This is a genomic window from Streptomyces sp. Xyl84 (assembly GCF_059731885.1).
On record NZ_AP029182.1, the window covers coordinates 3,155,366 to 3,182,007 of the forward strand.

Annotated in this window: 23 protein-coding genes and 1 pseudogene; 17 read left to right on the forward strand and 7 right to left on the reverse strand. The window is 71.2% G+C overall.

All coding sequences use genetic code 11. The features are described from left to right. Positions 1-29: 29 nt before the first annotated feature. On the forward strand, positions 30-680 hold the full coding sequence (mobC, locus tag AC6I72_RS13600; protein ID WP_498001013.1) for a plasmid mobilization relaxosome protein MobC: 651 nt from the start codon (positions 30-32) through the stop codon (positions 678-680). Further along, positions 677-2,350: a relaxase/mobilization nuclease domain-containing protein gene (locus tag AC6I72_RS13605; protein WP_498001014.1), complete on the forward strand. Its 1,674-nt coding sequence runs from the start codon at positions 677-679 to the stop codon at positions 2,348-2,350. The genes mobC and AC6I72_RS13605 overlap by 4 nt, the downstream gene beginning before the upstream one ends. Positions 2,351-2,429: 79 nt before the next feature. Here the strand turns inward: AC6I72_RS13605 and AC6I72_RS13610 are convergent, their stop codons facing one another. The 4 genes from AC6I72_RS13610 to AC6I72_RS13625 form a co-directional block, all read right to left on the reverse strand. Beyond that, complete coding sequence (locus AC6I72_RS13610; RefSeq protein WP_450841329.1) at positions 2,430-3,008, reverse strand: HAD domain-containing protein; 579 nt, start codon at positions 3,006-3,008, stop codon at positions 2,430-2,432. Positions 3,009-3,033: 25 nt separating this feature from the next. Then, positions 3,034-3,726 (reverse strand): class I SAM-dependent methyltransferase, encoded by a 693-nt coding sequence (locus AC6I72_RS13615; protein WP_450841328.1) that lies wholly within the window; start codon positions 3,724-3,726, stop codon positions 3,034-3,036. Then, positions 3,727-4,638 (reverse strand): phosphotransferase family protein, encoded by a 912-nt coding sequence (locus AC6I72_RS13620; RefSeq protein WP_399774700.1) that lies wholly within the window; start codon positions 4,636-4,638, stop codon positions 3,727-3,729. A 73-nt stretch (positions 4,639-4,711) separates the two neighbouring features. Further along, positions 4,712-5,461 carry a hypothetical protein gene (locus AC6I72_RS13625; RefSeq protein WP_498001016.1) on the reverse strand — a complete coding sequence of 250 codons (750 nt, stop codon included), beginning with the start codon at positions 5,459-5,461 and terminating at the stop codon, positions 4,712-4,714. Between the two features lie 225 nt (positions 5,462-5,686). Between AC6I72_RS13625 and AC6I72_RS13630 the strand changes: the two genes are divergently transcribed. The 7 genes from AC6I72_RS13630 to AC6I72_RS13660 all read left to right on the forward strand — a co-directional run bounded on the left by AC6I72_RS13630 (position 5,687) and on the right by AC6I72_RS13660 (position 13,153). After that, positions 5,687-7,042: a helix-turn-helix domain-containing protein gene (locus tag AC6I72_RS13630; RefSeq protein WP_399774696.1), complete on the forward strand. Its 1,356-nt coding sequence runs from the start codon at positions 5,687-5,689 to the stop codon at positions 7,040-7,042. Position 7,043: 1 nt separating this feature from the next. Further along, the gene (locus AC6I72_RS13635; protein WP_498001017.1) at positions 7,044-7,577 is read left to right on the forward strand and encodes an NUDIX domain-containing protein; all 534 of its coding nucleotides are present in this window, start codon (positions 7,044-7,046) and stop codon (positions 7,575-7,577) included. 116 nt (positions 7,578-7,693) lie between these two features. Then, on the forward strand, positions 7,694-8,737 hold the full coding sequence (locus AC6I72_RS13640) for a serine hydrolase domain-containing protein (RefSeq protein ID WP_498001019.1): 1,044 nt from the start codon (positions 7,694-7,696) through the stop codon (positions 8,735-8,737). 27 nt (positions 8,738-8,764) lie between these two features. Continuing rightward, positions 8,765-9,298: an NUDIX domain-containing protein gene (locus AC6I72_RS13645; protein WP_382075918.1), complete on the forward strand. Its 534-nt coding sequence runs from the start codon at positions 8,765-8,767 to the stop codon at positions 9,296-9,298. Between the two features lie 790 nt (positions 9,299-10,088). Further along, on the forward strand, positions 10,089-11,063 hold the full coding sequence (locus AC6I72_RS13650; protein ID WP_190179072.1) for an STAS domain-containing protein: 975 nt from the start codon (positions 10,089-10,091) through the stop codon (positions 11,061-11,063). Positions 11,064-11,318: 255 nt separating this feature from the next. Continuing rightward, positions 11,319-11,831, forward strand: a complete 513-nt coding sequence (locus AC6I72_RS13655; RefSeq protein ID WP_498001021.1) for a DUF5994 family protein — start codon at positions 11,319-11,321, stop codon at positions 11,829-11,831. Positions 11,832-11,959: 128 nt separating this feature from the next. Continuing rightward, complete coding sequence (locus tag AC6I72_RS13660) at positions 11,960-13,153, forward strand: PP2C family protein-serine/threonine phosphatase (RefSeq protein ID WP_498001023.1); 1,194 nt, start codon at positions 11,960-11,962, stop codon at positions 13,151-13,153. 44 nt (positions 13,154-13,197) lie between these two features. Here AC6I72_RS13660 and AC6I72_RS13665 read toward each other — a convergent pair whose 3' ends face one another. After that, on the reverse strand, positions 13,198-13,680 hold the full coding sequence (locus AC6I72_RS13665; RefSeq protein ID WP_498004680.1) for a DUF5994 family protein: 483 nt from the start codon (positions 13,678-13,680) through the stop codon (positions 13,198-13,200). A gap of 897 nt (positions 13,681-14,577) precedes the next feature. Here AC6I72_RS13665 and AC6I72_RS13670 point away from each other — a divergent pair. From AC6I72_RS13670 to AC6I72_RS13685, 4 genes are all read left to right on the forward strand, one after another. Then, positions 14,578-14,781, forward strand: coding sequence for a cold-shock protein (locus AC6I72_RS13670; protein ID WP_498001024.1), 204 nt, complete (start codon positions 14,578-14,580; stop codon positions 14,779-14,781). Positions 14,782-15,020: 239 nt separating this feature from the next. Further along, on the forward strand, positions 15,021-16,517 hold the full coding sequence (locus AC6I72_RS13675; protein WP_498001025.1) for a DEAD/DEAH box helicase: 1,497 nt from the start codon (positions 15,021-15,023) through the stop codon (positions 16,515-16,517). Between the two features lie 268 nt (positions 16,518-16,785). Further along, positions 16,786-18,219 (forward strand): IS1380 family transposase, encoded by a 1,434-nt coding sequence (locus AC6I72_RS13680; RefSeq protein WP_498004681.1) that lies wholly within the window; start codon positions 16,786-16,788, stop codon positions 18,217-18,219. A 701-nt stretch (positions 18,220-18,920) separates the two neighbouring features. Further along, entirely contained in the window at positions 18,921-19,274 is a 354-nt protein-coding gene (locus tag AC6I72_RS13685; RefSeq protein ID WP_498001026.1) for a helix-turn-helix domain-containing protein, read from the forward strand. Between the two features lie 150 nt (positions 19,275-19,424). Here the strand turns inward: AC6I72_RS13685 and AC6I72_RS13690 are convergent. Beyond that, positions 19,425-19,839: pseudogene (locus tag AC6I72_RS13690) on the reverse strand (hypothetical protein). 81 nt (positions 19,840-19,920) lie between these two features. Then, the gene (locus tag AC6I72_RS13695) at positions 19,921-20,490 is read right to left on the reverse strand and encodes a DoxX family protein (protein ID WP_498001027.1); all 570 of its coding nucleotides are present in this window, start codon (positions 20,488-20,490) and stop codon (positions 19,921-19,923) included. 361 nt (positions 20,491-20,851) lie between these two features. On the opposite strand from AC6I72_RS13695, the gene AC6I72_RS13700 reads away from it, so the two are divergent. The 4 genes from AC6I72_RS13700 to AC6I72_RS13715 all read left to right on the forward strand — a co-directional run bounded on the left by AC6I72_RS13700 (position 20,852) and on the right by AC6I72_RS13715 (position 26,539). Beyond that, positions 20,852-21,508, forward strand: a complete 657-nt coding sequence (locus tag AC6I72_RS13700) for a hypothetical protein (RefSeq protein WP_498001028.1) — start codon at positions 20,852-20,854, stop codon at positions 21,506-21,508. Between the two features lie 328 nt (positions 21,509-21,836). Beyond that, on the forward strand, positions 21,837-22,316 hold the full coding sequence (locus AC6I72_RS13705; protein WP_498001029.1) for a hypothetical protein: 480 nt from the start codon (positions 21,837-21,839) through the stop codon (positions 22,314-22,316). Positions 22,317-22,484: 168 nt separating this feature from the next. Beyond that, complete coding sequence (locus tag AC6I72_RS13710; protein WP_498001030.1) at positions 22,485-24,350, forward strand: phosphatidylglycerol lysyltransferase domain-containing protein; 1,866 nt, start codon at positions 22,485-22,487, stop codon at positions 24,348-24,350. Positions 24,351-24,382: 32 nt separating this feature from the next. Further along, on the forward strand, positions 24,383-26,539 hold the full coding sequence (locus AC6I72_RS13715) for a serine/threonine-protein kinase (protein ID WP_498001031.1): 2,157 nt from the start codon (positions 24,383-24,385) through the stop codon (positions 26,537-26,539). Positions 26,540-26,642 lie beyond the last annotated feature (103 nt).

The window sequence follows — 26,642 nt, forward strand, 5'->3', positions numbered from 1 at the left end:
GCCCCCCAACACCGACGGAGAACCCCTCAATGCACGACCAGCACCCCGAACTCGCCACTGACCGGACGCAGATGATGATCACCGCCACCAGCGCAGCAAGGTATGGCGTTGGACCGTCCAAGGGCCGGTCCAACGCGGGCACCTCCGCCCCGGGGGTGGCGGAGGACCTCGGGCACCAGGGGGTGCCCGAGGAGGTAACGCCCGGCGACGCAGCCGAGCAGTCGCCCGCCGCCCCCGCCGACGAAGTCACCCTGCGTCGCATCGCTCGCCGCCGTACCCGCGAGAGCGTCCAGCGCAAGCAACGTGTCGATGTCCGCTACAGCAGCGATGAGAAGGCCCGGATCCTTACCCGTGCCCGCAAGATGGGCATCGCCGGCGCCCACCTCGTCGGCGCCGTGATCACGGCCTACCTCGACGGTGATCTCGCCGTGGGCCTGGCCGGGCAGCGCACCCAGCTCGACGACTGCCTCGACAAGCTCGACGCCCTGCGGGCCGGAGTCGCCCGCATCGGCAACAACGTCAACCAGATCGCCCACCGTCGCAACGCTGGAGGCGATCCACGCCCTGGGGACACCGCCGTCCTCGCCCAGACCGAGCGCACCCTGGACGCCGTCCGCGCCGCCATCAGCGACATCGCGCAGACCATGAACCACGCCGTCTCCGTGAAGGCGGCCCGGTGATCGCCAAGATCGGCAGCGGCAAGAGCACCGCCGGCCTGATCCGGTACCTGTTCGACACGAAGAAGGCCAAGGACCACGCCGACCCGCACCTGGTCGCCTCCTGGGACGGCTTCGCTCCCGACCCCGGCCGGGCCGACGACTTCGACGCCACAAAGAAGCGCCTCGTGGCTGACCTCGACGTGCGGGTCAAGCAGGCCCGCCGACTGGGCCGGGCGCCCGAGCGGCACGTGTGGCACTGCTCGGTACGTGCCGCGCCCGGCGACCGGCACCTCACCGACGCCGAGTGGGCCGACATCGCCCACCGGATTGTGGCGGCCACCGGCATCGCGCCACAAGGCGATCCAGATGGGTGCCGGTGGGTCGCCGTCCGCCACGCCGACGACCACATCCACATCGCCGCCACCAAGGTCCGTGGCGACCTGCGCACCGCCCGCCACTGGAACGACTACCTGACCGCGGACAAGGAACTCGCGGCCATCGAGAAGGAATACGGCCTCAAGCAGGTCGTGCGCGGCGACCGCACCGCCGCCAAGCGCCCCACCCGCGCCGAGACGGAGAAGGCCCGCCGCGTCGGCAAGACCCAGACCTCCCGCGAACGCCTGCGCACCACCGTCCGCCAGCTAGTGTCCATCGCCACCAGCCCGGAGGAGTTCCTCCTTCTGCTCGACGGCGTCGAGGGCGTCCTTGTGGACGTGCAGCACTTTCCCTCCGGTGACGTGCGCGGGTACAAGGTCGCCGTGGAAGGCGACACCAACGCCGCCGGCGAGCCGATCTGGTTCTCCGGCACCAAACTCGCCCCCGACCTGTCCTTCCCCAAGATCCGCGAACGCCTCACCGCCATCGATGCCCCGCCCGCAGCGGAGCCGGGCAGCCGACGCAGGCCCAACCCGTGGCACCAGGCCACGGCAGCAGCCGAGCGCATCCTCCACCACCTCGACCACGGCGACGACGAAGCCGCCCAGGCCCACATCGCTGCGCTCGGCGAAGCCATCGACGTCCTGCCGCTGCTCGCCCCCAGCCACCTGCGGCCACATCTGCAGCAGGCCGCCATCGCCTTCGAGCGCGCCAGCCGCTCCCGCATCCGCGCCCAGCAGGACCAGGCCCGCGCCCTGCGGGGTGCCGTCCGAGCCCTGCGCACCGCGCCGGTCACCGGCGACGGCTCCGGGCTGGCAATGTTCCTCGACATCGCCGTCCTCATCGTCATCGCCACAGCCCGCTGGCACCAAGCCCGCCGGCACAACCAGCAGGTCGCCGCCGCCCACCAGGCCCTGGTCCACTTGCAGGCCGCCTACCAACAGGCTGCTGCTGAGCCGCTGGCCGCCCTGGCCCAGCGTCAACCACCGGCCCGCACCATAGAAGGGCACACCCAGCGCATCCTCGTGATCCTGCCCGACCACGCCCAGCAGATCCTCGACGACCCCGCCTGGCCGGCACTGGCCGCCGCCCTGACCGAAGCCGAGAACGCCGGCCACGACCCCGAACAGCTCCTCCAGCACACCGCACGGCAACGCGCCCTGGACGACGCCCGCTCCACCGCCAGCACCCTCACCTGGCGCATCCAACGCCTGGCCGCCCGGCAGGTGCCCAGCGCCCGAGCACGAGCCGCCCAAGCCCACACGAGCGCGCCAGCGCGACCGGCACGTCGCGAGCAGCGACGACGACCGCTATGAGGGACGACGGCCACCCGTACGAGCCATGCGTGGCGACACCAGCCGGCGGGGGATTCGCGGCAGCCGCCTCTACCTCTACCTATGCGGCTTCAGCCCCACGCGGAGTCGAGGACACGCTTGCGCGGAGTGCCGAAACCTCCGTGGCCCATGCCGAGATCTCGGCCAGGTGCTGTGGCTCGATACCTACTCGGGGATTGGGCTGGATGAGGAGAGTTGGCAGGCCGCGGGCGACACGCTCGGCTGACCATTCGTGGTCGAGGCCGGTGAAGTCGTCGTCGATCCACACAGCGGGCTCGTCGCCCAGCCAGGCGTCGACGTGGTCGCGTTTCCACAGATAGCCGTTGGGATGGCTGGTGGTGATGTCGGGGCGTGGCAGGTCGACGTGCGGCAGGGGCGGGAGGTCGAGGAGTGGGCCGATCAGCGTGGTGGCGTCCTGCCTCCAGCTCGTACACCAGATCGGTGTGATCAGGCCCGTACGGATCACGTCCATGAGCATGGGGCCGTGGTCGGGGTTGAGCCAGATGGTGACCGGGTCGTCTGCGCTGCGGCCGGTGGGGACGACGTCGTGGCGAACGTGGGAGGCCGGGGTGGCGCCGTCCGCGTCGGGGAAGGGTATGAGGACGCCGTCGATGTCGAGGAGCAGGTAGGGCGGGCGCATCGATTCCTCCACGGGGAGCCGAGGGTCAGAGCTTGCGCGCGGTGATCAGCAGGGTGGTGGGCCAGCGGCCCTGTCGGGGGTCGTGGAACTCCTCGGCCGAGGCGAGCCACAGGCCCGCGCGGCCGAGGTGCTTCTCCCAGCGGGCAGCGTCGAAGTCCCAGCGCGCGACGGGCAGGCGGGTGCGGTCGGGCAGCGTGACGTGGTCGCGGCGGGGGCGGTCGTCTGCGGAGGGCGGTCGACCGCCGCGCTGGGGGTGGGGGACGGAGAAGGCCAGGGTGCAGCCGGGCTTGAGGCGGTGGGTGATGGCGGGGAGCAGGAGTTCGGGGGCGACGAGGCCGACAGCTCCGAATACGGAGTAGATCGCGCCGAACTGCTCGTCGGAGGTGTGCAGGTAGTGCAGGGCGTGGCCGGCGACGAAGGTGAGGTTGTTCAGCCGTCCGTAGTGTGAGCGGGCGCGACGGACTTGCAAGCCCACCAGGTCGACGCCGGTGACGTGGGCCGCGTGCCGGGTGGCGAGGTAGGCGGCGTTGTGGCCGGGGCCGCAACCGAGTTCCACCACGCGCTTGCGGCGCAGGTCGGAGCCGAGGATTTCGGCTCCGGGCCCAATGCCCGGCCGTGTGGTCCACTCCATCCGCGGCGGTGGGGCGAGCGGCTCGGCCGGACCCGCGGCCGTGCGCTGGAGGGCGTGGGCGTACCAGGGGGAAGCTTGGGCGAGCACTTACACCTCCAGGAGCTGGAGGGCGTCGGTGAGGTGTCGGCGTACGACCTTGATGTAGGTGGGATCGGTGGCGGGGTCGTTGATCCAGCGGATGGACTGCTCCATGAACCACTCGACGGCCCACATGCGGTGCCATCCCAGCGCCCACTTCTCGGCGGGCAGGCCACCGCGCTCGGCGAGGGCGTCGGGAGTACCGCCCTCGGTGACGTAGGACTCCAGGAAGACGCGCACGCATACGGGGTCGGGGTCGTCGAGGGTGCCGTGCCAGCTGGCGAGGTCGAGCAGGCCCGGTCCGGTGAAGGCGCGGGCGAAGTCCAGCAGGCGCCAGCCGCGCCGGCCGATGTGGAGGCTGGTGGGGTGAAACTCGGAGTGCACCCAGCCGAACGGGGCGACGGTAGTTCCTCGTGCGCGGGTGCCAGCGGCCTGGGCGATCTGGTCGAGGGCGTGCTCGATGTCGCCGGTGTCCGGCCAGCGGTCGGCCTTGCGGAGCTGGTCGAGGTGGTCCAGGGCGCGGCCGGGCAGGGCCCGCAGCCCTTCCTCGTGCAGTACAGGCAGCGCGCCGGCAGTGCGGGTGCGGTGGAGGACCACGGCCGCAGCGGCGCCGTCGAGATCGTCCGCTTCCCGGGTAGGAGTGCCGAGGTCTTCCAGGAACATGCCGAGCCAGCCCTCGATCCGGACCGAGTGGTAGACCTTCGGGACGGGGATGCCGAGGGTGTCGGCCAGTCGTAGAGCCTGGTCCTCGCTGTCGAAGGGCCTTTTGGCGTACTTGAAGATCCGCGTGCTGCCGTCGGGAAAGGTCACGCGTTCGACGCCGGACATCGACCACACCCTCACCTCCTCGCGCTTGGCGGTGGTCTGGTTCGCGACGATGCACAGGTTGGCGAGGAGATCGGTGGTCAGGTTCTCGTTCACGAGGACTCCATCACGGTGGTGGCGGCATCCAGGGCGAGCGAGCCTGCCCGCCCCGGAGCCTTGCTGCTGGGCGTTACGCGGCGGGGGCCCCGCGCTGGGCGTAGACCTGCTCGATCCAGCCGGCCTTGAAGGCGGCCAGGTCGCCACGGAAGTTCGCCATCGACGCACCGTAGGGCGCGACGACGCCGCCGGACTGGTCCGGCACGGACTGGCAGCCGTGCACCAGGCGTCCGCCGAGGGCGGCGTGGGCCTTGATGGACTCGATGCGGCGGTGCTCGTTGAACCAGCCGCCGTGGTAGACCTCGTCCAGCATCCCGCCCATCTCGTCGTCCAGGTCGAAGACGACCGAGGTGGCGGCGGGGAAGAACCAGCACGGGCCGACGTTGGAGATGTGCCCGTCCAGCTCGACCTTGTTGAGTGCCATGAGCGTGGCCGCCTCGCGCAGCATGCGCAGGTGCTCGGCGGTGATCTGCGGCAGGCCGAGGCCGGCGAGGTGCTCGTCGCGGAACAGGTAGGCGTAGACCTCGTAGGCGGTCGCCAGCACGCGGGCGGCGTCCGAGGTGGACTCACCGTGGGTCTTGATGAAGTCCAGCGCGAGCTGCTCGACCGCGCTCTCGGTGGTCTCCCGCGCGTCCAGGAGCTGGGACTTGACCAAGTCCCAGTCAGCGACGAGCCAGGTATTCGACTCGAAGCGGAAGAAGTACTCGGCCGGGTCGATCGTGATGCGCCGGCCGTCGACCTGGATGCCCGGCAGGCGGCTCCAGCGCTCGTCGAACGCCTGCGGCAGTTCGACCGTGATGGCCTTGGTGTCGATGGTGGTCACCGTGTCTCCGTCTCTGATCGGCCGGGTTCGGGCACAGGAGTGCCCGAACCCGGAGCGGGCGTACGGTACTTCAGGGAGCCGCCCGGAGCCGTGGGGAGAACCAGGACTGCAGTCGGGCAGTTCCGGGCGGCTGTGATTAAGTGAACAGTCCGTCACGCACAGTGGGTACGGTGTGGGCAAGGCCAAGCGGTATACACGGTTTACAGCCCCAGGACGGAGGAGGTCATGGCGGCACCCAACAGGCCCAATGTCCGTTTACGCGAGGCCATCGACGCGATCGGCTGCACCTACGACGCGCTGGCCAAGGACGTGCGCCGGATCGCCGCGGAGAACGGCGAGATCATCCACACCAACAAGTCGGCGATCTCCCACTGGGTAAATGGCACGCGTCAGCCCACCGGACGGACCGGCCGTTACCTGGCGGAGGCCCTCTCCCGCCGGGCCGGCCGCCCCGTAACCCTCACCGAGATCGGCCTACGCGACCCCGAGGTCGCCGTCCCTGACGACCCCGATCCCGTCGTCACGGTCACCCACCTGGGCCGCGCCGACATGGAACGGCGCCGCTTCCTCGCCGTGGCCGCCTTCACCACCGCAGGCGTGGCCATGCCCCTGGCCTACGACCACGAAGCCGCATCACGGATGCTCCGCACACGCACGGGCCGGGCGCTGGTGGGAGCGGAAGACGTCGACGTTGTCCGCCAGATCACCGCCGCGTTCAGCGCGGCCGACGAACGCCTGGGCGGCGGCCACGGGCTGACCACCGTTACCGCCTACCTCGCCGACACCGCCGCCCCCATGCTGCGTGCCCGCTTCGCCTCTGAAGCCTTACGCCGAGCAGCCTTCGGCGCCGTCGCCGAGCTGGCCTATCTCGCGGGCTGGAAGCACCACGACCTCGGCCACGAAGGTGCCGCCCAGCGCTACTACCAGGTCGGCTACCAACTCGCCTGCGAAGCCGATGCGCACGGCCACGCCGCCTGGATGATGCGCGCCCTCGCCCACCAGGCCCTCAGCCTCAAGCAGCCCCACCACTGCGTCGACCTTGTGGAAGGCGCCCTCCGCCGTGGACTCGGCCACGTGGACGGTCAGACCGAGGCACTACTCCACATCACCCACGCCCGCGCCTTCGCCGCAGTCCACGAGAAACCCGCAGCGGCCCGCGCCCTGCTCGCCGCCGAAGACGCTCTGCTCCGCGACGACGGGCCACAACCCAGCTTCTCCCTCGTCAGCGGACCCGCTGCCGGCACCGTCGCCAGCCACACGGCCCGTACTCTCACCGACCTCGCCGATCACGTCGGTACGGAGCAACAGCACCGCGACGCGCTCGTCCGCTGGGATCCTGAGAAGTACAAGCGCGTCCACGCCCTCACATACGCCGACCTCGGCGACAGCCTCGCCGTCCAGGCCCGCGCCGATGAGGCGGTCGCCGCCTGGAGCGAGGCTCTCACGCTGATGGACGGCATGACCTCCGACCGCACCCGCAAGGCGATCACCTCCATTCGCTCGACCCTGGCGGTCTACCAGCGGCGCAAAGTACCCGGCGCCGCCGAACTCGCCCGCCGCGCCCGTGAGGCGCTCGCCTAACATGCCCACCAATCCCGCCGACGAAGGGACCCCCGTGGCTCAGCCGACAACCGATGACCAGCGCGAGGCGCTCAGGCCCGCCCTGGAATCCATGACTTTGCTGGTCGCCGCCGTCATCGTCCATGACAAGGCCACCGACCGCGTGGTCCTCCTCCAGCGCAGCGACCAGGCCAAATTCGCCAAGGGCAGGTGGGACCTCCCCGTCGGCAAGAGCGAGCCCGGCGAGCCGATCACCGCGACGGCCGTCCGCGAGCTGTACGAAGAGACCGGTCTGACCGTCAAGCCAGAAGCGCTCAAGGTCGCCCACATCATCCACGGCGCCTGGGGTGTGGAAGCCCCCAACGGCTTCCTCACCGTCGTCTTCGTCGCCGACGAATGGTCCGGCGAGCCCGAAAACCGCGAACCGCGCAAGCACGCCCAAGTCCGCTGGGTCGACACCGGTGCCATCCCCGACGAATTCGTCGAGACCACCGCCAGCGCCCTCCACCGCTACCTCAGCGGCGGGCCCCAGGTGTCGCTGGACGGCTGGAACTAACTGAGCGCCTTTTCCGGGAAAGCGTCTCGCCCCACGGTGTGATGAGTGACCGCGTTCAGCGTTCCCAGGTTTCCTCAGTGAACGCCCGACAAGACACGTCGGTGAAGAGGGAGACCATGACGTACGACCGCGACCGCATCGAAGCCCTGCTCGACGAGGGAGTCCGCGACAAGGTGTACCCGGGCGCCGTGTGGGCCCTCGGCGACGCCACCGGCACCCTCGCCCGGGGCACCACCGGGGTCCTCGACCCCGACGAGCCGGGGGTGCCGATGCGCACCGACACCGTCTTCGACGCCGCCAGCCTCACCAAGATCCTGGCCGTCTGGTCCTCCATCGGAGCCCTGTGGGAGGACGGCACCCTCGACCTCGACCAGCCGCTCGGCAGCTTCTGGCAGGAGGTCACCGGGCACCCGCTCGGATCCGTCACCGCCCGGCAGCTGCTGACGCACACCGCCGGCGTCCCACTGCGGGCGCAGCTGAAGAACCTCTACGGCACCGACCCCTACGAGATTCGCCGAGGCGTCCTCCAAGAACAACTTCATCGGACACCCGGAGAAGCCGTCGAGTACACCGACCGGGCCGCCCTCATCCTGGGCTATCTCGCCGAACACCTCTCCGGCCAGCCCTTGGACCAACTGGCCACCACCCGCACCTGGCTCCCACTGGGCATGACCTCCACCCGCTTCGGCCCCTTGCCCGCCAGCCTCGCGACGCGCTGCGCGCCCACCGAACTAGACCAGGACACCGACACCCACCTCAAGGGAGTCGCCCACGACTTCTCGGCCCGCCTCTTGTACGGCGTCTGCGGCATCGCCGGCGCCTTCACCGTCCTCGACGACCTCGCCGTCTTCCTCCAGTACATGCTCGCCCCCGCAGCGTCACAGCTCCGGGCTGGTTTCGGCATCGAGTGGATCAACGGGTCCCTGGCCATCGAGACGGGGCAGCTCCAGCCCGCTCGCGGCCTGTTCTGGCACCCCGCTCCCGGCACCACCATCGAGGAGGACGTCTGGGTCCACTACGGCTTCACCGGCACGGGCATGTGGATCTCACCCACCAAGGACCGCTGGGCGGTGCTCCTGACCAACAAGCTCTACTACACCCGCGACCGCGCACCGCTGACCGATGTCCGCAACAACTTCCGAGAGCTCGCCTTCAAGTAGAGGAGCCGATCGAGAGGTACGGCCGAGATGCCCACCGATCCGGTCGGGGAAGGGACCCCCGTGGCTCAGCCGACAGCCGATGACCAGCCAAAAGCGCTCATGCCCACCCTGGAATCCATGACCCTGCTGGTCGCCGCCGTCATCGTCCATGACAAGGCCACCAGCCGCGTGGTCCTCCTCCAGCGCAGCGACCAGGCCAAATTCGGCAGGGGCAAGTGGGATCTCCCGGTCGGCAAGAGCGAGCCCGGCGAGCCGATCACCGCGACGGCCGTCCGCGAGCTGTACGAGGAGACCGGTATGACCGTCAAGCCGGAAGCGCTCAAGGTCGCCCACGTCATCCACGGCGCCTGGGGCGTGGAAGCCCCCAACGGCTTCCTCACGGTCGTCTTCGTCGCCCATGAATGGTCCGGCGAGCCGGAGAACCGCGAACCGCGCAAGCACGCCCAAGTCCGCTGGGTCGACACCGGTGCCATCCCCGAAGAGTTCGTGGAGACCACCGCCAGCGCCCTTCATCGCTACCTGGCCGGCGGGCCTCAGGTGTCGCTGGACGGTTGGAACTGACCGAGCGCCTCTTCTGGGATAGCGTCTCGCCCCCACGGTGAGATGAGTGACCGCGTTCAGCGTTCGCCGACCTCGCCGCTTTCCTCCGCTACATGCTCGCCCCTGCCACGTCCCCCTTCGCGGGACGGTTTCGGTAACAGGTGGGTCATCTGCTCCATGAGCGCTGGCTTTCACGTAGGGACCGATCCTCCTGGCGTGCGACGTTTCGCTCGAATGGGTTCGGAGACCCGGTGAGTGGAGGTCGTGTCGCGTGTGGGTTCGGAAGTGAGCTGGCATTCAATTCGTCCGCCCGCTCTGCCGCCCGGCTTCGATCGCGGGCGGCAGTGTTGTGCTGTGTCCAGGGGAACTGCGCGGCGGCCAGTGTTGTGTCCAGAGCGGCGCGCATCCGGGCACCTGTCGCGACAGGGCAGGGGCGAGGTGGTGCCCCCTTACCCTGCCGGCCCTCGGCTGTGAGGTGCACACGTACCAGCAGCCGCAGCATCACCACCGTTCTGACGTTGGAGAACGGCCTTTCAAGTGACGCGGCCCCTACCGTGCCGCGCCCTTCGACCCAGCCGCTTCCGGTTGCGGCAGACGTACGGTTGAAGTACCGAGGGCATCACGCACTCCGGGCCACCACGCCGGGTCGTCCTCGGCGAGAGACGAGTGAATCCGGGCCGCCCCAGCGGTCGGCGCGGAGACGGGTCGGGGCCATGTACGCCGCGGTCGAAGCAACTCAGCGCAAGCTCATCACGGCAAGGGCCGCGCTGAGCGCCCGTGCAGGTCCGCAACCTCGCCGAGGGGAGACGTGATGACCTTTTCCCGGCTGGACATCCATCGGCGGAACCGAGGAGAGCGGACGCTCGTCACGCTTGCCGGCGACATCGGGCCGGCCACGACGCCGCTGCTGCGGGCCGCAGTGGAGCAGTGTCTGCTGGACGGTGTCACCGTGATCGACATCGACCTGACCACAGTCGGCTCCTGCGACGCCAGGGGCTTGGACGTCCTCCTGTCGGCAGCACAGCGCGCCGGCCGGGTCCACGCTCGCCTGCGGCTGCACCATCCGTGCGCTCAGATCACCCGGGTCCTCGATGCCACGGGATCGACTTCGCTGCTCCCTACGGCCCCCGCGAGTCCCCTGCCGCCCGCCGCATCCGACGGCTTCATGAGTGCGGCGACGGGGGCGCCCGAGGACTCCGCTCGCCGACCGGACCAGCCGGTCCTCAAGGACGGGATCCGCCTTCGTCGGCTGACCCGCTGGCAGGCAGAAGACATGGGCGCGGACATCGCGGACCTGGCTGCGGAGTCCGTCGCAGGCACCACGGGCGAGCGGTACCACAACCGCGGGGACTTCCTGCACCGCTTGTCGATCACCGCCCGCCGCCCCGGCTTCGCCCTGCTGGTCGCCGAGACGACGGTGCTGGTCGGTTGCGCCTTCGGTTTTCCGATGGGCTCTGAAGGCCCCGGCAGCCGGGGGTCCGACGGAACGCTCCAGGAGATCATCCAGCGGCTCACCTCCCGCGCACGGTTCGTCGTCCTCACCCAGGTCGTGGCCCACCCGCACGTTCAGCACCGCGACATCGCCCGCCGGCTGCAACAGCGTCTGCTCACAGAGCTGCACTCCTCCCTCGGGATCACCCTGCTGCATCCTGCCGACCGGGCAGGACAAGCCGCCTTCTCGTCCTGGGGCTGGCAGAACATGGGTGAGGTCGTCGGGCTGCCCGGCTCCGTAGCCCCCTGCGTGTTGACCCTGTCCGCCGAAGGGCAGCCCTCGGCACGCCGATGACGTGGCAGAGGAGCGATGAGCCGGCGGTCGTACCGGCCGGGGCGGTCACGTGACCCGTCGTCCGCCGTACCGAGGTGCCTCCACGCGATGGCTGCCTGCCTCTCGGCGCGATGGCTGCGCACCACGCCGCCCGCCACGGCTGGGAGTAGCGTGGGAGGTACCGAGAACTTCCGGGCGTACGACCACGGCGGCGCCGTTCCCGGCGAGTGACTGACACGGGCAGCCGGAAAGCAGCGCCCGGAACGGGATCGCACGATGAACGCCATCACAAAGCCCGCCGAAGTTACCGCGCCAGGTTACGGACACTCCTACCGGATGCCCATGCCCCGGCTGCGCCTCACGCCGGACGTCAGCCATGGCCCGCTGGACGGCGCATGGTGGCCGCGCTGCGACGCACTCGAACTCGAATTGCCCGTGCTGGTCGGTTCCCTGGATCCGAGCAGCGGCACCGTCACCCGCGTGACCGTGGGGACCGCCGCCTGGCCCGACGCCCCGCAGGAGGTGATGGCGCCCGGCCACGTGATCGAGGTGGTCCTGACCGATTCCGCCGCCGAGGCGCACGCCATCACCGTGGACTGCGGCACCGTGGGACGCTGGGAACTGCTGGTGATCCCCCCGGACGAGCCGGCCGGAGTAGCCACCCGGCTGCTGACCGCCGCCGCCGACCCCGGGAACCCACTGTCGGCTCCGCGCCTGCTGGCACTCGCCGAGAGCAGCCTCGACGGACAGGACGCATGGGAGTCGGAAGGAGGAGCCGGACCCAGGTGAGCAGCCCGGCCGGCTCCGCCTGACCAGCGGGCCCGGCATTCACGACCGCAGATGGAGCCATGGCACCGAGAGATCCGTTGTCGTCCCGGCCCGCCCCCGCACCAAGCGTGACCGCGGAAGGTGAGGGGATGACGGCAGGATGGCGCCCGGACCGGTCCGAGAGCCTCGGGGAAGCGCTCCTCGGAAAGATCCTCGACAGCGCGCACGAACTCCCACCCCATCTCATCGGGCCCTTGGTCGCCGACGTCGTGGACCGGCTCGGTGGCCGCCGTCCGCAGGTGCTGTTGCAGGACTACGGCCAGTTGGTGCTCGTACCGCTGCCCGGTGAGGGACTCACCGGCGGGGAACCTCACGTGATCGACGACTCCGAGGCGGGCCGCTGCTTTCTCGATGCCGTCCCTGTAGAGGTGCCCCATGATGACGGCGTCCGGGTCCATCTACCCCTGCTGGACGGCGGTGACCAGGTGGGGGTCATGGCGGTGACGCTGGACAGCGTCGATGACGACGACCGCCGCCTGCTGCTCAGGATCTCCGGGTTGGTGGCCGACCTTCTGGTGACCAAGCACGGCTACTCCGACCTGTTCTTCGACGTCCGACGCGGTGAGGCGATGAGCGTCGCAGCGGAGATCCAGTGGTCACTGCTGCCACCGCTCGCGATGATCATGCCCCGGGTAGCCGTGGCCGGGATCCTGGAACCCGCCTATGACGTGGGCGGCGACAGCTTCGACTACGCGCTCAACCACGACGTCCTCCACGTGGCCATGATCGACGCGATGGGCCACGGACTGGACGCGGCCACGATGGCCACCGTGGCCATCGGCGCCTACCGCCACGCCCGCCGCGCCGGCATCGGACTGTCGGAGATCTACGCGTTCATGGACCGCGCCGTGGCCAGGCAGTTCGGTCCCGAGCACTTCGTCACCGCGCAGATGATGCAGCTGGACACGACGACGGGACGGGTGCAGTGGGTCAACGCCGGGCACCCGCCGCCGATCCTCGTCCGCGACCACCGCGTCGCACAGCGTCTGGTCGCCCCGACGACCCTCCCCGTCGGCCTCGGTGGTCCGGAGCCCCGGATCAGCGGGCTGGGGCTGGTGCCCGGGGACCGAGTCCTCTGCTTCACCGACGGAGTGGTCGAGGAGCACAAGAGCGGCGGGGAGGAGTTCGGGGAGGACCAGCTGATCGACTGCGTGAACCATCTGGAGAGGACCGGCCGCGGCATCCGGGCGGTGACGCGCTCCCTGTCCCACACGCTCAAACAGGCGCGGGGCGGACAGACCAGCGATGACGCAACGCTGCTCATGGTGGAGTGGCGCGGCTGAACCCCCCGACACCGTTTTGCTGGTCGCGCCCGGCGGCGGGCCCGTCAGCCCGGCGAACCGTGCCCGCTCCCGGTGTCGATGAGAATCTGTTCCGCCTGGCTGATGTTGTCCGCCCGGACCGCCTGGGCCATCGCGGCGCGGGCGGCGTCCGGTGCCGCGTCCGGCGGAACCACGAGCAGAGAGAAGATGTCCCTGTCGCCCCGGGTGATCAGGACCGTGTCGTCACCGACCGGGAAGGAATCGACGTGCACCACCCGGTCGTCCACGGCGATACGCGTCGGGAGACCTTCCCAGGCCGCGGTGTCCAGTCCCACACGGGTCACGGGGCCGAGGTGGGCAATGAGGGCGCTCAGCAGCGCGGGCAGCTCAGCACCGATGTCGCGCGAGCGCGGCCACCACGCGCCGTCGAGGACGCCTTCGCGTGATTCGGTCGTTTCCAGCCGGAGAAGCGCACACCCTGGCCGCACCGCCTCGTGGACGCCGCTGGGCAGACGCCGGGGAACAGGTGGTGTATCCGAGCTGGTCATGACGACCACCCGTCTGAGGGCTGGTGCGACGACGGGACTCCGCCTCGCACCTGCCACGTTACTCCTGGTGTCACGCGCGACGGGCATCTCCGAAGCTCCCCCTCGTCCGGCCCCGGAGGGAACGGATGCAGCACACGGGACGTCCGTCGCATGTCGAGAGCTCCCTAGGCGCGAAAACTGGGCATGTACGCCTCCCCAGCCAGGTCCCCGGAGGGCACATCCAGGGCACATGAGTCCGGGAAACAGCGTTGACCCGTGAGAACTACCGAGGAGTGTTTCCGCAGGTCAACGCACGCTTCACAGAGAAACCCCAGGCCAGCGCCCCGCCCCTCCCATTCGCTGCACGAGTGGCAGGACTTCTCGCACCGGCTGCATGAGGCGGGGCATCAGCCGTACTGCCTGGTGTGGCCGTGAGCTGAGGTTTCGTCCGCGGGGGGGGCGCTGATGCGCCCTGCCGCTTCCCTCCTCCGGCACGCGGGTGCCCCCTGTCCGGGGGAATGTGACCTTCGTCGCGGCAGGGGGGTTCCGGCGTGCTCGGCGTCGGGGCGTCTCGCGGCGGCGGGGGCGGCGGCGCGTCGTACGTCGCGGGAGGTCAGCGCGTCGGGCGTGCGGGGCGCGGCAGAAAACGCGGTGCCCCGGGAGAGCAATATCTGTGCCCGCGACATGAGAAATATGTACCCGCGGCGCGCGGAACAAGTGCGGCGCGCGGCGATTATTCCCCGAACCTCTGCGGAAGTCGAATTGCTCGACCGCGCAGGGCCGATCGCACCGTGCTACTGTCGATCTCAGTTGCAAGTGTGGTTGCCAGAAGGTTCATTTCCTGTCGGGGTAATCATCACGGCGACACGGAATTCACACAGGGTGAATTCCTGACACCGCCTCCGAAGGAGAAATGACATGGCCAGCGGCACTGTGAAGTGGTTCAACTCGGAAAAGGGCTTCGGCTTCATCGAGCAGGACGGCGGCGGCCCCGACGTCTTCGCCCACTACTCGAACATCGCCACCCAGGGCTTCCGTGAGCTGCTGGAGGGCCAGAAGGTGACCTTCGACATCGCGCAGGGCCAGAAGGGCCCGACGGCGGAGAACATCGTTCCCGCCTGACAGCGACGCTGACGCGTAAATTTCGCAGCTGGGGCCCGCACCTGTGGGGTGCGGGCCCCAGCTCGCTGTATTTCCGGGGGAGCCGGGCGGGAAGGCTCCACCCCATCACCGGGCTGTGATGCATCCCCCCGCCGGCCGTACTCGGCCACATCGAATCAGGCTCGTCTCGAAATTCTCTGCGCCGCTCGGCTGCAGCGGGAATTCCTTGATACGCGCCCGTACGTCAAGGAAGGTGCCGCATGCAGCGTGCCCGTACATCCCGCACTCATGACCGTTCCGCAGGAGGCGCCGGCGGCAACCGCCGGTTCGGTGGCGCGCGGCGCGCCAAGGGCTCCGGAGACCGGCGGGGCGGACGGGCTCCCCAGGGGGAGTTCGCGTTGCCGGAGACGGTGACGCCCGCGTTGCCGGCCGTGGAGTCGTTCGCCGATCTCGCCCTGCCCGCACCGTTGCTGGCCACCCTCGGCAAGGAAGGCGTCCACACACCCTTCCCGATCCAGGCCGCCACCCTGCCCAACTCCCTGGCCGGACGCGACGTCCTGGGCCGCGGCCGCACCGGCTCCGGAAAAACCCTCGCCTTCGGCCTCGCCGTCCTGGCCCGCACCACCGGACAACGCGCCCAGCCCCGCCGCCCCCTCGCCCTGATCCTCGTCCCCACCCGCGAACTCGCCCAGCAGGTCACCGACGCACTCACCCCCTACGCCCGCGCCGTCAACCTGCGCACCGCCACCGTCGTCGGCGGCATGTCCATCACCCGCCAGGCCAACACCCTGCGCACCGGCACCGAGATCCTCGTCGCCACCCCCGGACGCCTCAAAGACCTCATCACCCGCGGCGACTGCCACCTCGACCACGTCACCGCCACCGTCCTCGACGAAGCCGACCAGATGACCGACATGGGCTTCATGCCCCAGGTCACCGCCCTCCTCGACCAGGTCCACCCCGACGGACAGCGGATGCTCTTCTCCGCCACCCTCGACCGCAACGTCGACCGCCTCGTACGCCGCTACCTCACCGACCCGGTCGTCCACTCCGTCGACCCCTCCGCCGGCGCCGTCAGCACCATGGAACACCACCTCCTCCACGTCGACGACGCCGACAAACGCCGCACCACCACCGAGATCGCCGCCCGCGACGGCCAGGTCATCATGTTCCTCGACACCAAACACGCCGCGGACCGCCTCACCCGCCACCTCCTCGACAACGGCGTCCGCGCCGCCGCCCTCCACGGCGGCAAGACCCAGCCCCAGCGCACCCGCACCCTCGCCCAGTTCAAAGACGGCCGGGTCACCGTCCTCGTCGCCACCAACGTCGCCGCCCGCGGCATCCACATCGACCACCTCGACCTCGTCGTCAACGTCGACCCGCCCACCGACCACAAGGACTACCTCCACCGCGGCGGACGCACCGCACGCGCCGGACAGTCCGGCAGCGTCGTCACCCTCGTCACCCCCACCCAACGCCGCGACATGAACCGCCTCATGACCACCGCCGGCATCACCCCCCACATCACCCCCGTCCACGCAGGCGACACCGAACTCCACCGCATCACCGGCGCCCGCACACCCCCCGGCACCCCCATCACCATCACCGAACCGGAGAGGGACCGTCCGCGCGGCGCGTCCTCCCCGGCCCGCGGCCGCCGGGGAGGGCGGGGGCGGGCCGGACAGGGCCGGCCCGCGGGCGAGGCCGCGCGCCGCAGCGCACCACGACGGGCCGGCTTCGGCTCGGCCGCCTAGGTCCTGTCGTCACATTCCCGTCGCCCGCCCGGAGGGCGGGCCTCGCGGCGTCAGGTGCGTGCTCTCGGCGTGCCGGGCCCTGACCCTCGTACTGGACGTACTCGGGTCTGGACCCGGTGCGGCGAGAGTGCGTGCATGGCGTCGCGAGGCAGGCGGGAATTCGACGACAGGGCCTAGCCTCCGCGTTTCACTTGCGGTGGCGTCCGGATCTTGAGCGGGAACGCGAAAGTGCCTTCTGAGCTGGGATGATGAGGCTTGTCTAGGGCTTCTGTCACCACAGCAGGAAGGCACTTTCTGCGTGCACACTACCGGGTCGCGTCCCAAGCTCGTCGTATCAGCCGACGGGCGCGGGGTGGTCAGTCATGCCGGGTCCCGGCTGCTGGCCGATCTCGCCGATGCCACCGGCCTGACCACGGCCTTCACCGACGCGCTGCGCCAACTACGGCCGCGTGGCACCGGACACGCCCCCGGCCGGATCGCCGTGGACTTGGCGGTGATGCTGGCCGACGGCGGCGAGGCGATCGCCGACCTGGCCCTGCTGCGCGATCAGGCCGAGGTGTTCGGCCCGGTCGCTTCCAATCCCACCGCATGGCGCCTGCTGGCGGGCATCGATCCGGCCGCACTCGGCGCTCTGCGCGCGGCCCGTGCCACCGCCCGCGAGGTCGCCTGGCTGCAAGCCGGCGAGAGACGGGAGGCAATACCGGCCTCCCGCGCAGGCGGCCGCGAACTGCCGGGCCTGGTGCTGGACATCGACGCCACCCTGGTCACCTGCCACTCCGAGAAGGAGAACGCGGCGCCGACCTACAAACACGGCTTCGGCTACCACCCGCTGCTGTGCTTCCTCGACAACACCGGCGAGGCCCTGGCCGGCCTGCTGCGGCCCGGAAACGCCGCGGCCAACACCGCCGAGGACCACATCACCGTGCTCGACGCCGCGCTCGCCCAGCTCCCCGATGTCCACCGCCACGGCACCGACATCCTCATCCGTGCGGACAGCGCCGGATCCGCCAAAGCGTTCCTGGCCCACATCCGCGGCCTCCGCTCGCGCGGAATCCACACCTCCTTCTCCGTCGGATGGTCCATCACCGAACCGGTCCGCCGAGCGATACGCCAGCTGCCCGACCAGGTCTGGCACCCCGCCCTCGAACAGGACGGCACCCTGCGACAAGGCGCCCACGTCGCCGAGCTCACCGGCCTGGTCGACCTGCCGGGCCTGCCCGAGGACACTCGGGTCATCGTCCGCCGCGAGCGCCCGCATCCCGGCGCCCAGCTCTCCCTGTTCGATCTCGACGAGGGCATGCGCCACCAGGTCTTCCTCACCGACACCGCCTACGGCGAAGGCTCATTGCAGCACCTGGAAGTTCGCCACCGCGCGCACGCCCGCGTCGAGGACCGCATCCGCTGCGGCAAGACCACCGGCTTCGGCCGCTTCCCCTCCCGACACTTCCAGGTCAACCAAGCGTGGCTGGAGCTGTCCCTGACCGCCCTCGACCTGCTCGCCTGGACACGCATCCTGCTACTGGAAGGCGAACTGGCAGCCGCCGAGCCGAAGAAGCTCCGCTACCGGCTGCTGCACGCCGCTGCCCGCATCACTCGCGGCGGACGCCGCATGCACCTGCGGATCGCCGCGACCTGGCCCTGGCGAAACGAGCTGACCAGCGCATTCGCCCGCCTAGCGGCGCTGCCACGGCCAGCCACCTGAACCTCGGCACCGTCCCTGCACACCCACGACCGAGGAACCCTGGAGAACCCGACCCGCGCGTCGGGCCTCGACCATGCCCGCCCGGCTGCCAACAACCAGAACCCCCATTTCACGGCCATCACACCAGCTCAGCCACCCGAAGCGAAACGCGGAGGCTAGGAAGAACAGGCGGAAGACCGCCGCGAATACCTGACGAGGGCCCTGCCGACACGTGTCGGCAGGGCCCTCGTCGTCGTATCGCCCACCGCGCGGGACCGCGCCGCCCCTTCGTCGCGGGTGACCGGAGAGCTGTGGATCCCCCGCGAGAAAATCTACTCTTGTCAGAGTAGACATCGGCCTCATGCGAGGTTAGCCTTTTTCTCGTTGAGACGGTCTAGTGAGACCCGGCAGACACGAACTGCCGGGGAGCAGTAGCGCAGTACCCGTTCGCAAGTGGTCGGTTCGAAGAAAGGACGGAGGAGCAGACGCCATCAGGATCGCCCGGTCCGAGCAGCTCTCGGTCCGGGTACCGCAAGACCCCGGATTGGATGGTGGTCCCCGGTCACGCAGCCGCGATCCCCGCACCCCTCCCCTAGCCGGGCCGGGTAGCGGAAACAGAAGGTCGGCAGAGCATGAGGGCCGACAGATGGTGTTTCATTTCCTTCGGGGCCCTGGTGCCGTTCGGCACCAGGGCCCCTCGACGCGTTGTACAACGAGGTGACATGGCAGCAGCAGATACTCCGCTCAGCAATCGTCTGGACGACGACGACTACCCCGCCTACACCATGGGCCGGGCCGCCGAGATGCTCGGCACCACCCCTGGCTTCCTGCGAGCCATCGGTGAGGCTCGTCTCATCACCCCCCTGCGCTCGGAGGGCGGGCATCGCCGGTACTCCCGCTACCAGCTGCGGATCGCCGCCCGCGCCCGCGAGCTCGTCGACCGGGGAACCCCCATCGAGGCCGCGTGCCGCATCATCATCCTCGAGGACCAGCTCGAGGAGGCCCAGCGCATCAACGCCGAGTACCGCCGCGCCGCGAACCAGGCACCCGAAAGCACCGGCCCCGGTTCGGGCTGATCGCTCGGGCGCGGGCAGGCGGAAGCGAACCGTTCCTCCGGGGCCCGCGGACACCATCGCACCGGCGCGGCCCGGAGATGCCGGCGGCGCGCCCGCGGGCGGGACACCGGTCCGCTGGACCGTGCGGTTCCCGCTCGGCCGCCCCGCCGGTCACGGCGCGGGGCGAGGTGCCGGGGTGATCGGGTCCCTCCACCAGACGAAGACCTCCGTGCTCGGCCGGCGTTCGGAGAACCGTCCTGACGGGGAGGCTTTCCGGAGCAGCCCGCGCAGCTCCGTCTCGAAGTCCTCGCGGCGCGGGCCGAACAGGTGCGGAGCCGAGAACGACATCGAGAACACCCAGGCGACGACGTCGTCGTCACCGCGTTCCAGCGCCTGCCCGCCGCGCCAGGTCCAGGGCGAGGGTTCCCGGTCCGCATCCCACGTCGAGGAGACGCCCGCGCCCGTCCGGTTCCAGTGCCCCGGCGAGCACGTCCGCAAGACCGGGGGCGTAGGGAAGCCTCCCGCGCCGGTAGTACGCGGCACTCCCCGCGAACAGCGTGTCGTCCCACTCCCAGCCGGCCACCACCGCCACCCACCGCCTCCGCACAGACCCGCACCCGTCGGACGGGCGATGACCCCACGCGGGGCCGGTCCCGGTACGGCGTTCTCAGAGGGCCAGGGTGACGAGTGCCCCGGCGCCGCCGAGGCCGGCGGCGAGGGCTGCTTCGGGCCAGCCTCCCCTCCCCCAGCGGAAGAACCGGTCGACCGCGAACCGGCCCGGTCCGACAGCGGCGACGGCCAGGGCGACGACGGCGATGCAGACGTTGTACTCCACGCCGCCGTCCGTGTCCCACAGCCCGTGGGCCCCGGTGACGGTCACCATCGCGTTGATCATCACGCCGATCAGCGCGGCGGCCGCCAGCGGGGTGAGGAACCCCAGCGCCAGACCGGCGCCGCCGAGGAACTCCGACAGACCGCCGATCACGGCGTAGACCACTCCCGGGCGGAACCCCAGGGACTCGAGGCCCCTGCCGGTCGCGGCCAGGCCGCCGCCCCCGAAGAGGCCGAACAGCTTCTGGGAGCCGTGTCCGGCCATCAGCAGCCCGAAGGTCACCCTGAGCAGCAGGAGTCCCCAGTCGGCCGCCGCTCCGGGCGGTGCGGTGCGGTGTGCCGTCGGTCCCGCGGTGACCGGCGACGGGTTCACGTTGCGCTTCACAACGATGCGCTTGACCACCATGTGAGTCTCCGGGAGGACACCGGAACGGGCGCGCCCCCGCCCGGCGGGACGCCGGGCCGCCACGACTCACGTTTCCAAAACCGCGGCCGTCGCGCACCTTGGACCGCCGCCCCCGTACAGCGCCCGCCGCACCGCCTGACCACGGCGCCCGCGTACGGCGCCCCCAGGCGGCGTCGGTGTACAGACCGCTCACCTCATATGATCACGACGGCTGCCGCGATCACCGACCATGGTCGCGAGCGGACGCCGCCCGCGGGCGGCTGGGGAGTCGCCGCCCGAGGCGGCATGGGGAAGCGCCGCCCAGGGCGGCACAGGGAGCGTCGCCGCAGGGCGGCGCGGAAAACGCATCGGGGGGTGCGAAGTGACACGGACGACCTCGGTGGTCGCCATCTGCCTGGCCTTCGCCGGCATCGCGGGGGGCGTCTTCGTCGGCGCGTCGGGGCTGGACACGGTGGTCGGCTGCGGCGTCCCCGACCACACCTATCCGGACCAGACCGCGCGGGACTGGGTCACACAGGCCGACCACGTGGTGGTGGGCACTCCCGTGCAGGAGGAGGACACCGGGCGCCGGGACTTCGCCAAGGGCCCGGTCGGCTACCAGACGGACCGCAAGGTGACGTTCCGTGCGGACCGCCTCCTGTGGTCCGCCGGCCGGCCCCGGCAGTCGCTGGGCCGGAGCTTCGACCTGGTGGCCCCCGGGTGGAGCGTGATGCGGCAGAGCGGCGACCGGATCAAGCGGACGACCGGGGACGCCCCCCGCCTGGAGACCGGCCACACCTACCTGCTCGCCCTGCGCTGGAGCGACGGCCGGTGGGCGGTGCTCGGCGAGGGCGCCTCCGTGCCGTTCGACGGGCACACCGCCGGTCAGGGGGAATGGTGCGCACGCGTGCTCGGCACGGAGGACGTGGCACGCGGCGAACTCTTCTCCCGCTCGGACGACCACAGCCTGGAGAAGAGCCTGCTCGGGCAGGGCGAGGAGGCCGTCGTCCGCGCACTCGGCCGGGCGGCCCGCAAGTGACGTCCACCGGCGGGACGACATCCCCCCGGTGACGTCGCCCGCGTGGCGCCCACCCGTCGCGGTGCGTGCGTCCGTGACGTCCACCTGTGACGTCCACCCCCGGCATCCACCCGTGGGGTCCTTCTGCGCTTCCTCCCGTCGCGTGCGCCCGGGACGTGGTCCCGGGACGTGGTCCCGGGCGGAGCGGCGTACGGTTTGCCGGAAGAGCGGCGCTTCGGACAGTATGGCCCGTCTCTGCGCCCTTTGCGGCGACCGCCGGTTTCCCTCCCCGCGCGGCACTACGTACTGTAGGGTCCGGCTCGCCATTCAACCGTCGACGGGGGGATCCATGCAGGAAGCGCATTGCCCGGCGCCCGGCGCCTCGCTCGGCGAGGAGGCGGAGGGCGGGCTCGGGCCGACGGTCGCGGTCCTCGTGGCGAGCCTGGCGGTCGCCGCGGTCGGGGTCTACGAACTGTGCGGCTTCGGGCTGCACAGCCTCGCGCAGCACCCGCACCTGTTCAACGACGGCTTCGCCACGGCGGGCGTCATCGGCGCCACGGTGGCGGCCGGTGCCGCGACGGGAAACCTGGTCTGGCTCCTGACGGCGCCCCGGAGGAACGCGGCCACCGGCCCCGGCCGTCATCCGCACACCGGTCCGGCCGAAGGCCCCGCGCACAGCGACCACGGCACTCCCGTCACCGGCAGCGGCGCCCCCGCCTCCGATGCCGCCCCCGGCGCCACGGGGACCGAAGGCACCGGCCGCGACCGCCCGCCCGGCACCCCCGTCAGCGGCACACCCCCGGTTCACCACCCCGGTCCCGCCGAGTAAGCGCCACCCCACCCGTTCCTTACCTTTTCCCGGAACAGTGGGAGGCGGCAGCTCACCAGGCTCCGTTACCCTACAGACTGTAGGGCCGCCTCGCCGAGCCCCTTCCGTCCCCCTCTCCCGTCCCCCTCCGCCCCTCCCGGCGGCCCTCCCCGAGGTGACGTGTCACCCATGCCCGCACGGCAGTCCGTCCTCATCCCGCCGCAGCGCGAGTCCCGCGCCCCGGCCCGCCTCGCCCCCGGCCCCCGGCTGCGGGCGGGAGCCGCCGCGGCCACCGTCTGGTACCTGCGGGTGCTCGCGGCCCTCAACATCGTCGCGGTGCTCTCCCTGCCGTTCCGCGAGGAGGTGCACGAGCACAACGGCGGCGAGTTCTTCACCCCGTACCTGGCCACCGCCGGCCTCGTCTCGGCCGCGCTCGCGCTGTTCCTGGCCATGGTGATGCGCCGCCGCAAGCGGGCGGCCTGGCTGTTCAACCTGCTGTTCGCCGGACCGCTGTTCCTGCTCTACGTGCTCGCCCTCACCCAGGACCGCTACCAGGACCACCTGTTCAACTGGCTCTCCGCCGCCCTCACCGGAGGGTTCGTGGCCGCCCTGCTGCTCGGCCGCCGCGAGTTCAACGCCATCGGCGACCGGTCCAACCCCCGGCACGCCCTGGCCGTCGGCGCCGGCGGCATCCTCCTCAGCGGCGGCCTCGGCACCTGGCTGGTCGACGCCACCAACAAGGTCTCCGGCGCGCCCCTGACCGACAAGGTCGTCTACACCCTGCTGCGCAGCATCAGCGTGGGCCCGCTGGCCGACCGCGTCCCCGCCGTGCACGCACCCCGCTGGGTGGACATCACCATCAACCTCCTGATGGCGGCGACCTTCCTGCTGGTCCTCTACGTCTGCTTCCGCTCGCCGCGCGGCCGGGCGCTGCTCGGCGAGGAGGACGAGACGCGGCTGCGCGACCTGCTCGACCGGCACGGCGACCGCGACTCCCTCGGCTACTTCGCGCTCCGCCGCGACAAGGCCGCCATCTTCTCCCCCACCGGCAAGGCCGCCGTCACCTACCGCGTCGTCGGCGGTGTCAGCCTCGCCTCCGGTGATCCGATCGGCGACCCGGAGGCCTGGCCCGGCGCCATCGACGCCTGGCTGTCCGAGGCCCGCAGGCACGCCTGGGCTCCCGCCGTCATGGGCGCGAGCGAGGAGGCCGGCACGATCTACGCCCGGCACGGCCTGGACGCCCTCGAACTGGGCGACGAAGCCATCGTCGACGTCGCCGACTTCAGTCTGGACGGGCGCGCCATGCGGGTCGTACGGCAGGCCCACAACCGGGTGCGCCGGGCCGGTTACACGGTCACCATCCGCCGCCACGAGGACATCCCCGACGAGGAGATGGCACGGCTCGTCGAGCGTGCCGACCAGTGGCGCGACGGCGCCACCGAGCGCGGCTTCTCCATGGCGCTCGGCCGCCTCGGCGACCCGGCCGACGGCCGCTGCGTGATGCTGGAGTGCCGGGACGCGCAGGGCGAGCCGCGCGCGCTGCTGAGCTTCGTGCCGTGGGGCGAGCAGGGCCTGTCGCTGGACCTGATGCGCCGCGACCGCGACAGCGAGAACGGCCTGATGGAGTTCATGGTCGTGGAGCTCCTGCTGCGCGCGGGCGAGATCGGCGTACAGCGGGTCTCGCTCAACTTCGCGATGTTCCGCTCGGTCTTCGAACGCGGGGCGCGGCTCGGGGCCGGCCCGGTGCTGCGGCTGTGGCGTTCGGTGCTCACCTTCTTCTCCCGCTGGTGGCAGATCGAGTCCCTGTACCGCGCCAACGCCAAGTACCGGCCGGTGTGGGAACCGCGGTTCCTGCTGTTCGCCAAGAGCGCCGACATCCCGCGCATCGGCATCGCCAGCGCCCGCGCCGAGGGCTTCCTCACCCCGCCCGCGCTGCCGTCGTTCGCCCGCCGCGGGCGCCGGTCCCTGCCGGACGCTCCCGCCGGATCCACGGATTCCGCCGATTCCGCCGATTCCGCCGGTTCGGCCGGTTCCGGCGCCAAGTCCTCGCGCTGACAGGGGATTTCGCGTTCGGTAGCCTTCGGGGCATGACGGGGTCCGGGGGAGACGGGAACACGGCGGAGAACGGCGACGGGAACCGCACGGAACGGGACGAGAGCCGCGCGGACCGGGACGAGAGCCGCCCGAAGCAGGACGGGAGCGGAGGTTCCGGGCTCGATCTGCGCGGCAGCGGCGCCGAAGCGCTGGGGGCGGAGGACCCCCTCCGCATCGGCGCCATCCCGCTGGTGGGCAAGCTCGGCACGGGCGGCATGGGCCGGGTCTACCTGGGGGTGCACGACGGACGGTACGCCGCCGTCAAACAGGTGCTCCCTCTGCTCGCCGAGGACCAGGGGTTCCTGCGGCACTTCGGACACGAACTCGACAACCTCGCCCGCCTCCCCGAACACGCCACCGCTCCGCTGCTGGCCAGCGACCGCGAGGCCAAGCCGCCCTGGCTCGCCACCGCCTACGTCCCCGGCCTCACCCTGAGCGAGGCCGTCGGGCTGCACCAGGACGGACTGACCGGCGAGGCGCTGTGGCTGCTGCTGCGCGAGTCCGCCGCGGCGCTGCGCACGGTGCACGACCTGGACATGGTGCACCGGGACCTCAAGCCGTCGAACGTGATGCTGACGCTCGACGGCTGCACCCTCATCGACTTCGGTGTCGCCCGCGCCGCCGACCAGAGCCGGCTGACCAAGACCGGGATGGTGGTCGGCACCCCCGCGTACATGTCACCCGAACAGGCCTCGGGAGCGCGGACGCTGACGGGGGCCACGGACGTCTTCGCCCTGGGCTCCCTGATCTCCTTCGCGGCGAGCGGGAGGTCGCCCTTCGGCGAGGGCGCGGGCCTCGACCTCCTCTACCGCATCGTCCATGACGAGCCCGACCTCCAGCGGCTCCGGGAGTGCGACGCGGCCCTCGCCGACGTCGTCGCCGCCTGTCTGGACAAGGACCCCGAGGGGCGCCCCACCGCGGCCGAGCTGGTGCGGCTCGCCGACGCCGAGGGGCCGTTCACCGAGCCGCTGTGGCCCCCGCCGGTCACGGCGGTGCTGGCCCAGCGGGCGGCGTTCGCGGCCGCGGTCCCGGCGGCGGAGGCACTCCTGGCCGCGCGGCCCGCGACGCGGGAGCCCGGGGCCACGGAACCGGCGGAGTCCGGCACCACGCAGGAACCGGACGGTTCCAAGGGCTCCGGGGACTCCGGGGACGGGAAGGAACCGGAGGGCCGGGAGCCCGGGGGCCCGAAGGAACCGGGCGGCTCGAAAGAACCGGGCGGCTCGAAAGAACCGGGCGGCTCGAAGGAACCGGGCTCGAAGGAGCCTGCGGCCGCGGAATCGGCGAAGTCCGGCGGGCGCAAGGAACACCGGCGCCGCAACCGCATCCTGCTCGCCGTCGTACCCGTCGTCGCCGTCGCCGGTGCCACCACCGCCGTCCAGCTCCTCCCCTACTCCTCCGCCGGGCCCGACGCCCGGGCCGGCGCGTCCCCTCTGTCCTCGGCGAGCGCCGGGGTCACCCCCTCCGGGTCCGCGTCGGGCTCGCCCTCGGGTCCGGCCGAGCCCACGGCGTCCGCTTCCGCCTCGCCCGGCAAGGGCGCGAAGGACGGCAAGGACGGGAAGGCAGCGGCGGGTTCGGGCGGCCACGGCGGTGGCGGCGCGGACGACCGCACCGGCTCGAACGGAGCGGGGACCGGATCAGGGACAGGAGCAGGATCCGGCTCGGGGTCCGGCACCGGATCCGGTTCGGGTTCCCATTCGGGCTCGAATTCGGGTTCGGGTTCCGGCAGCGGCTCCGGCAGCTCGGCGGGGGGCGGCTCGGCGGGTGGTGGCTCCGGCGGGCAGCCCTCGTCCGGCGGCGCCCACCTCTACAAGAACGGCGGCACCGGAAAGTGCCTGACCAGCCAGTACATGGCCGCGTCCACCGGTGAGTGCGCGGACTCGACCGCCGCGTGGACCGTCCGCAGCGCTTCCGGTGGCGCGTTCCAGCTGGTCAGCAAGCAGAGCGGCCAGTGCCTGAGCGCGAACTTCAGCGGGCAGAACGTGCTCGTGGGCGCGTGCGACGGCGGAAGCCCTCGGCTGTGGCGCGCGGGCTCCGGCAGCACCCTGGTCAGCGTCTTCAACGGCAGTTGCCTGGACATCGGTTTCGGCGGCAACGTGTCGGCCACGCCCTGCACGGCCGGGAAGGCGTCGCAGCGCTGGGCGAAGGAGTGACCGCCACCACGGCAGCGTCCACCTCCCCGGAACTGCCCTGACCTACCCGAGCCTGCCCTGACCAGCCCCAACCCGCCCTGACCAGCCCCCGCACGTCACCGTG

Bases quoted from the DNA above. Each gene is read 5' to 3' on its own strand.
- AC6I72_RS13675 (WP_498001025.1), top strand. From the start codon at position 15,021: ATGCAGCGTGCCCGTACATCCCGCACTCATGACCGTTCCGCAGGAGGC.
- AC6I72_RS13665 (WP_498004680.1), bottom strand. From the start codon at position 13,680: ATGACCAGCTCGGATACACCACCTGTTCCCCGGCGTCTGCCCAGCGGC.
- mobC (WP_498001013.1), top strand. From the start codon at position 30: ATGCACGACCAGCACCCCGAACTCGCCACTGACCGGACGCAGATGATG.
- AC6I72_RS13645 (WP_382075918.1), top strand. From the start codon at position 8,765: ATGCCCACCGATCCGGTCGGGGAAGGGACCCCCGTGGCTCAGCCGACA.
- AC6I72_RS13670 (WP_498001024.1), top strand. From the start codon at position 14,578: ATGGCCAGCGGCACTGTGAAGTGGTTCAACTCGGAAAAGGGCTTCGGC.
- AC6I72_RS13660 (WP_498001023.1), top strand. From the start codon at position 11,960: ATGACGGCAGGATGGCGCCCGGACCGGTCCGAGAGCCTCGGGGAAGCG.
- AC6I72_RS13610 (WP_450841329.1), bottom strand. From the start codon at position 3,008: ATGCGCCCGCCCTACCTGCTCCTCGACATCGACGGCGTCCTCATACCC.
- AC6I72_RS13655 (WP_498001021.1), top strand. From the start codon at position 11,319: ATGAACGCCATCACAAAGCCCGCCGAAGTTACCGCGCCAGGTTACGGA.
- AC6I72_RS13635 (WP_498001017.1), top strand. From the start codon at position 7,044: ATGCCCACCAATCCCGCCGACGAAGGGACCCCCGTGGCTCAGCCGACA.
- AC6I72_RS13695 (WP_498001027.1), bottom strand. From the start codon at position 20,490: ATGGTGGTCAAGCGCATCGTTGTGAAGCGCAACGTGAACCCGTCGCCG.
- AC6I72_RS13705 (WP_498001029.1), top strand. From the start codon at position 21,837: ATGCAGGAAGCGCATTGCCCGGCGCCCGGCGCCTCGCTCGGCGAGGAG.
- AC6I72_RS13685 (WP_498001026.1), top strand. From the start codon at position 18,921: ATGGCAGCAGCAGATACTCCGCTCAGCAATCGTCTGGACGACGACGAC.
- AC6I72_RS13715 (WP_498001031.1), top strand. From the start codon at position 24,383: ATGACGGGGTCCGGGGGAGACGGGAACACGGCGGAGAACGGCGACGGG.
- AC6I72_RS13650 (WP_190179072.1), top strand. From the start codon at position 10,089: ATGACCTTTTCCCGGCTGGACATCCATCGGCGGAACCGAGGAGAGCGG.
- AC6I72_RS13640 (WP_498001019.1), top strand. From the start codon at position 7,694: ATGACGTACGACCGCGACCGCATCGAAGCCCTGCTCGACGAGGGAGTC.
- AC6I72_RS13710 (WP_498001030.1), top strand. From the start codon at position 22,485: ATGCCCGCACGGCAGTCCGTCCTCATCCCGCCGCAGCGCGAGTCCCGC.
- AC6I72_RS13630 (WP_399774696.1), top strand. From the start codon at position 5,687: ATGGCGGCACCCAACAGGCCCAATGTCCGTTTACGCGAGGCCATCGAC.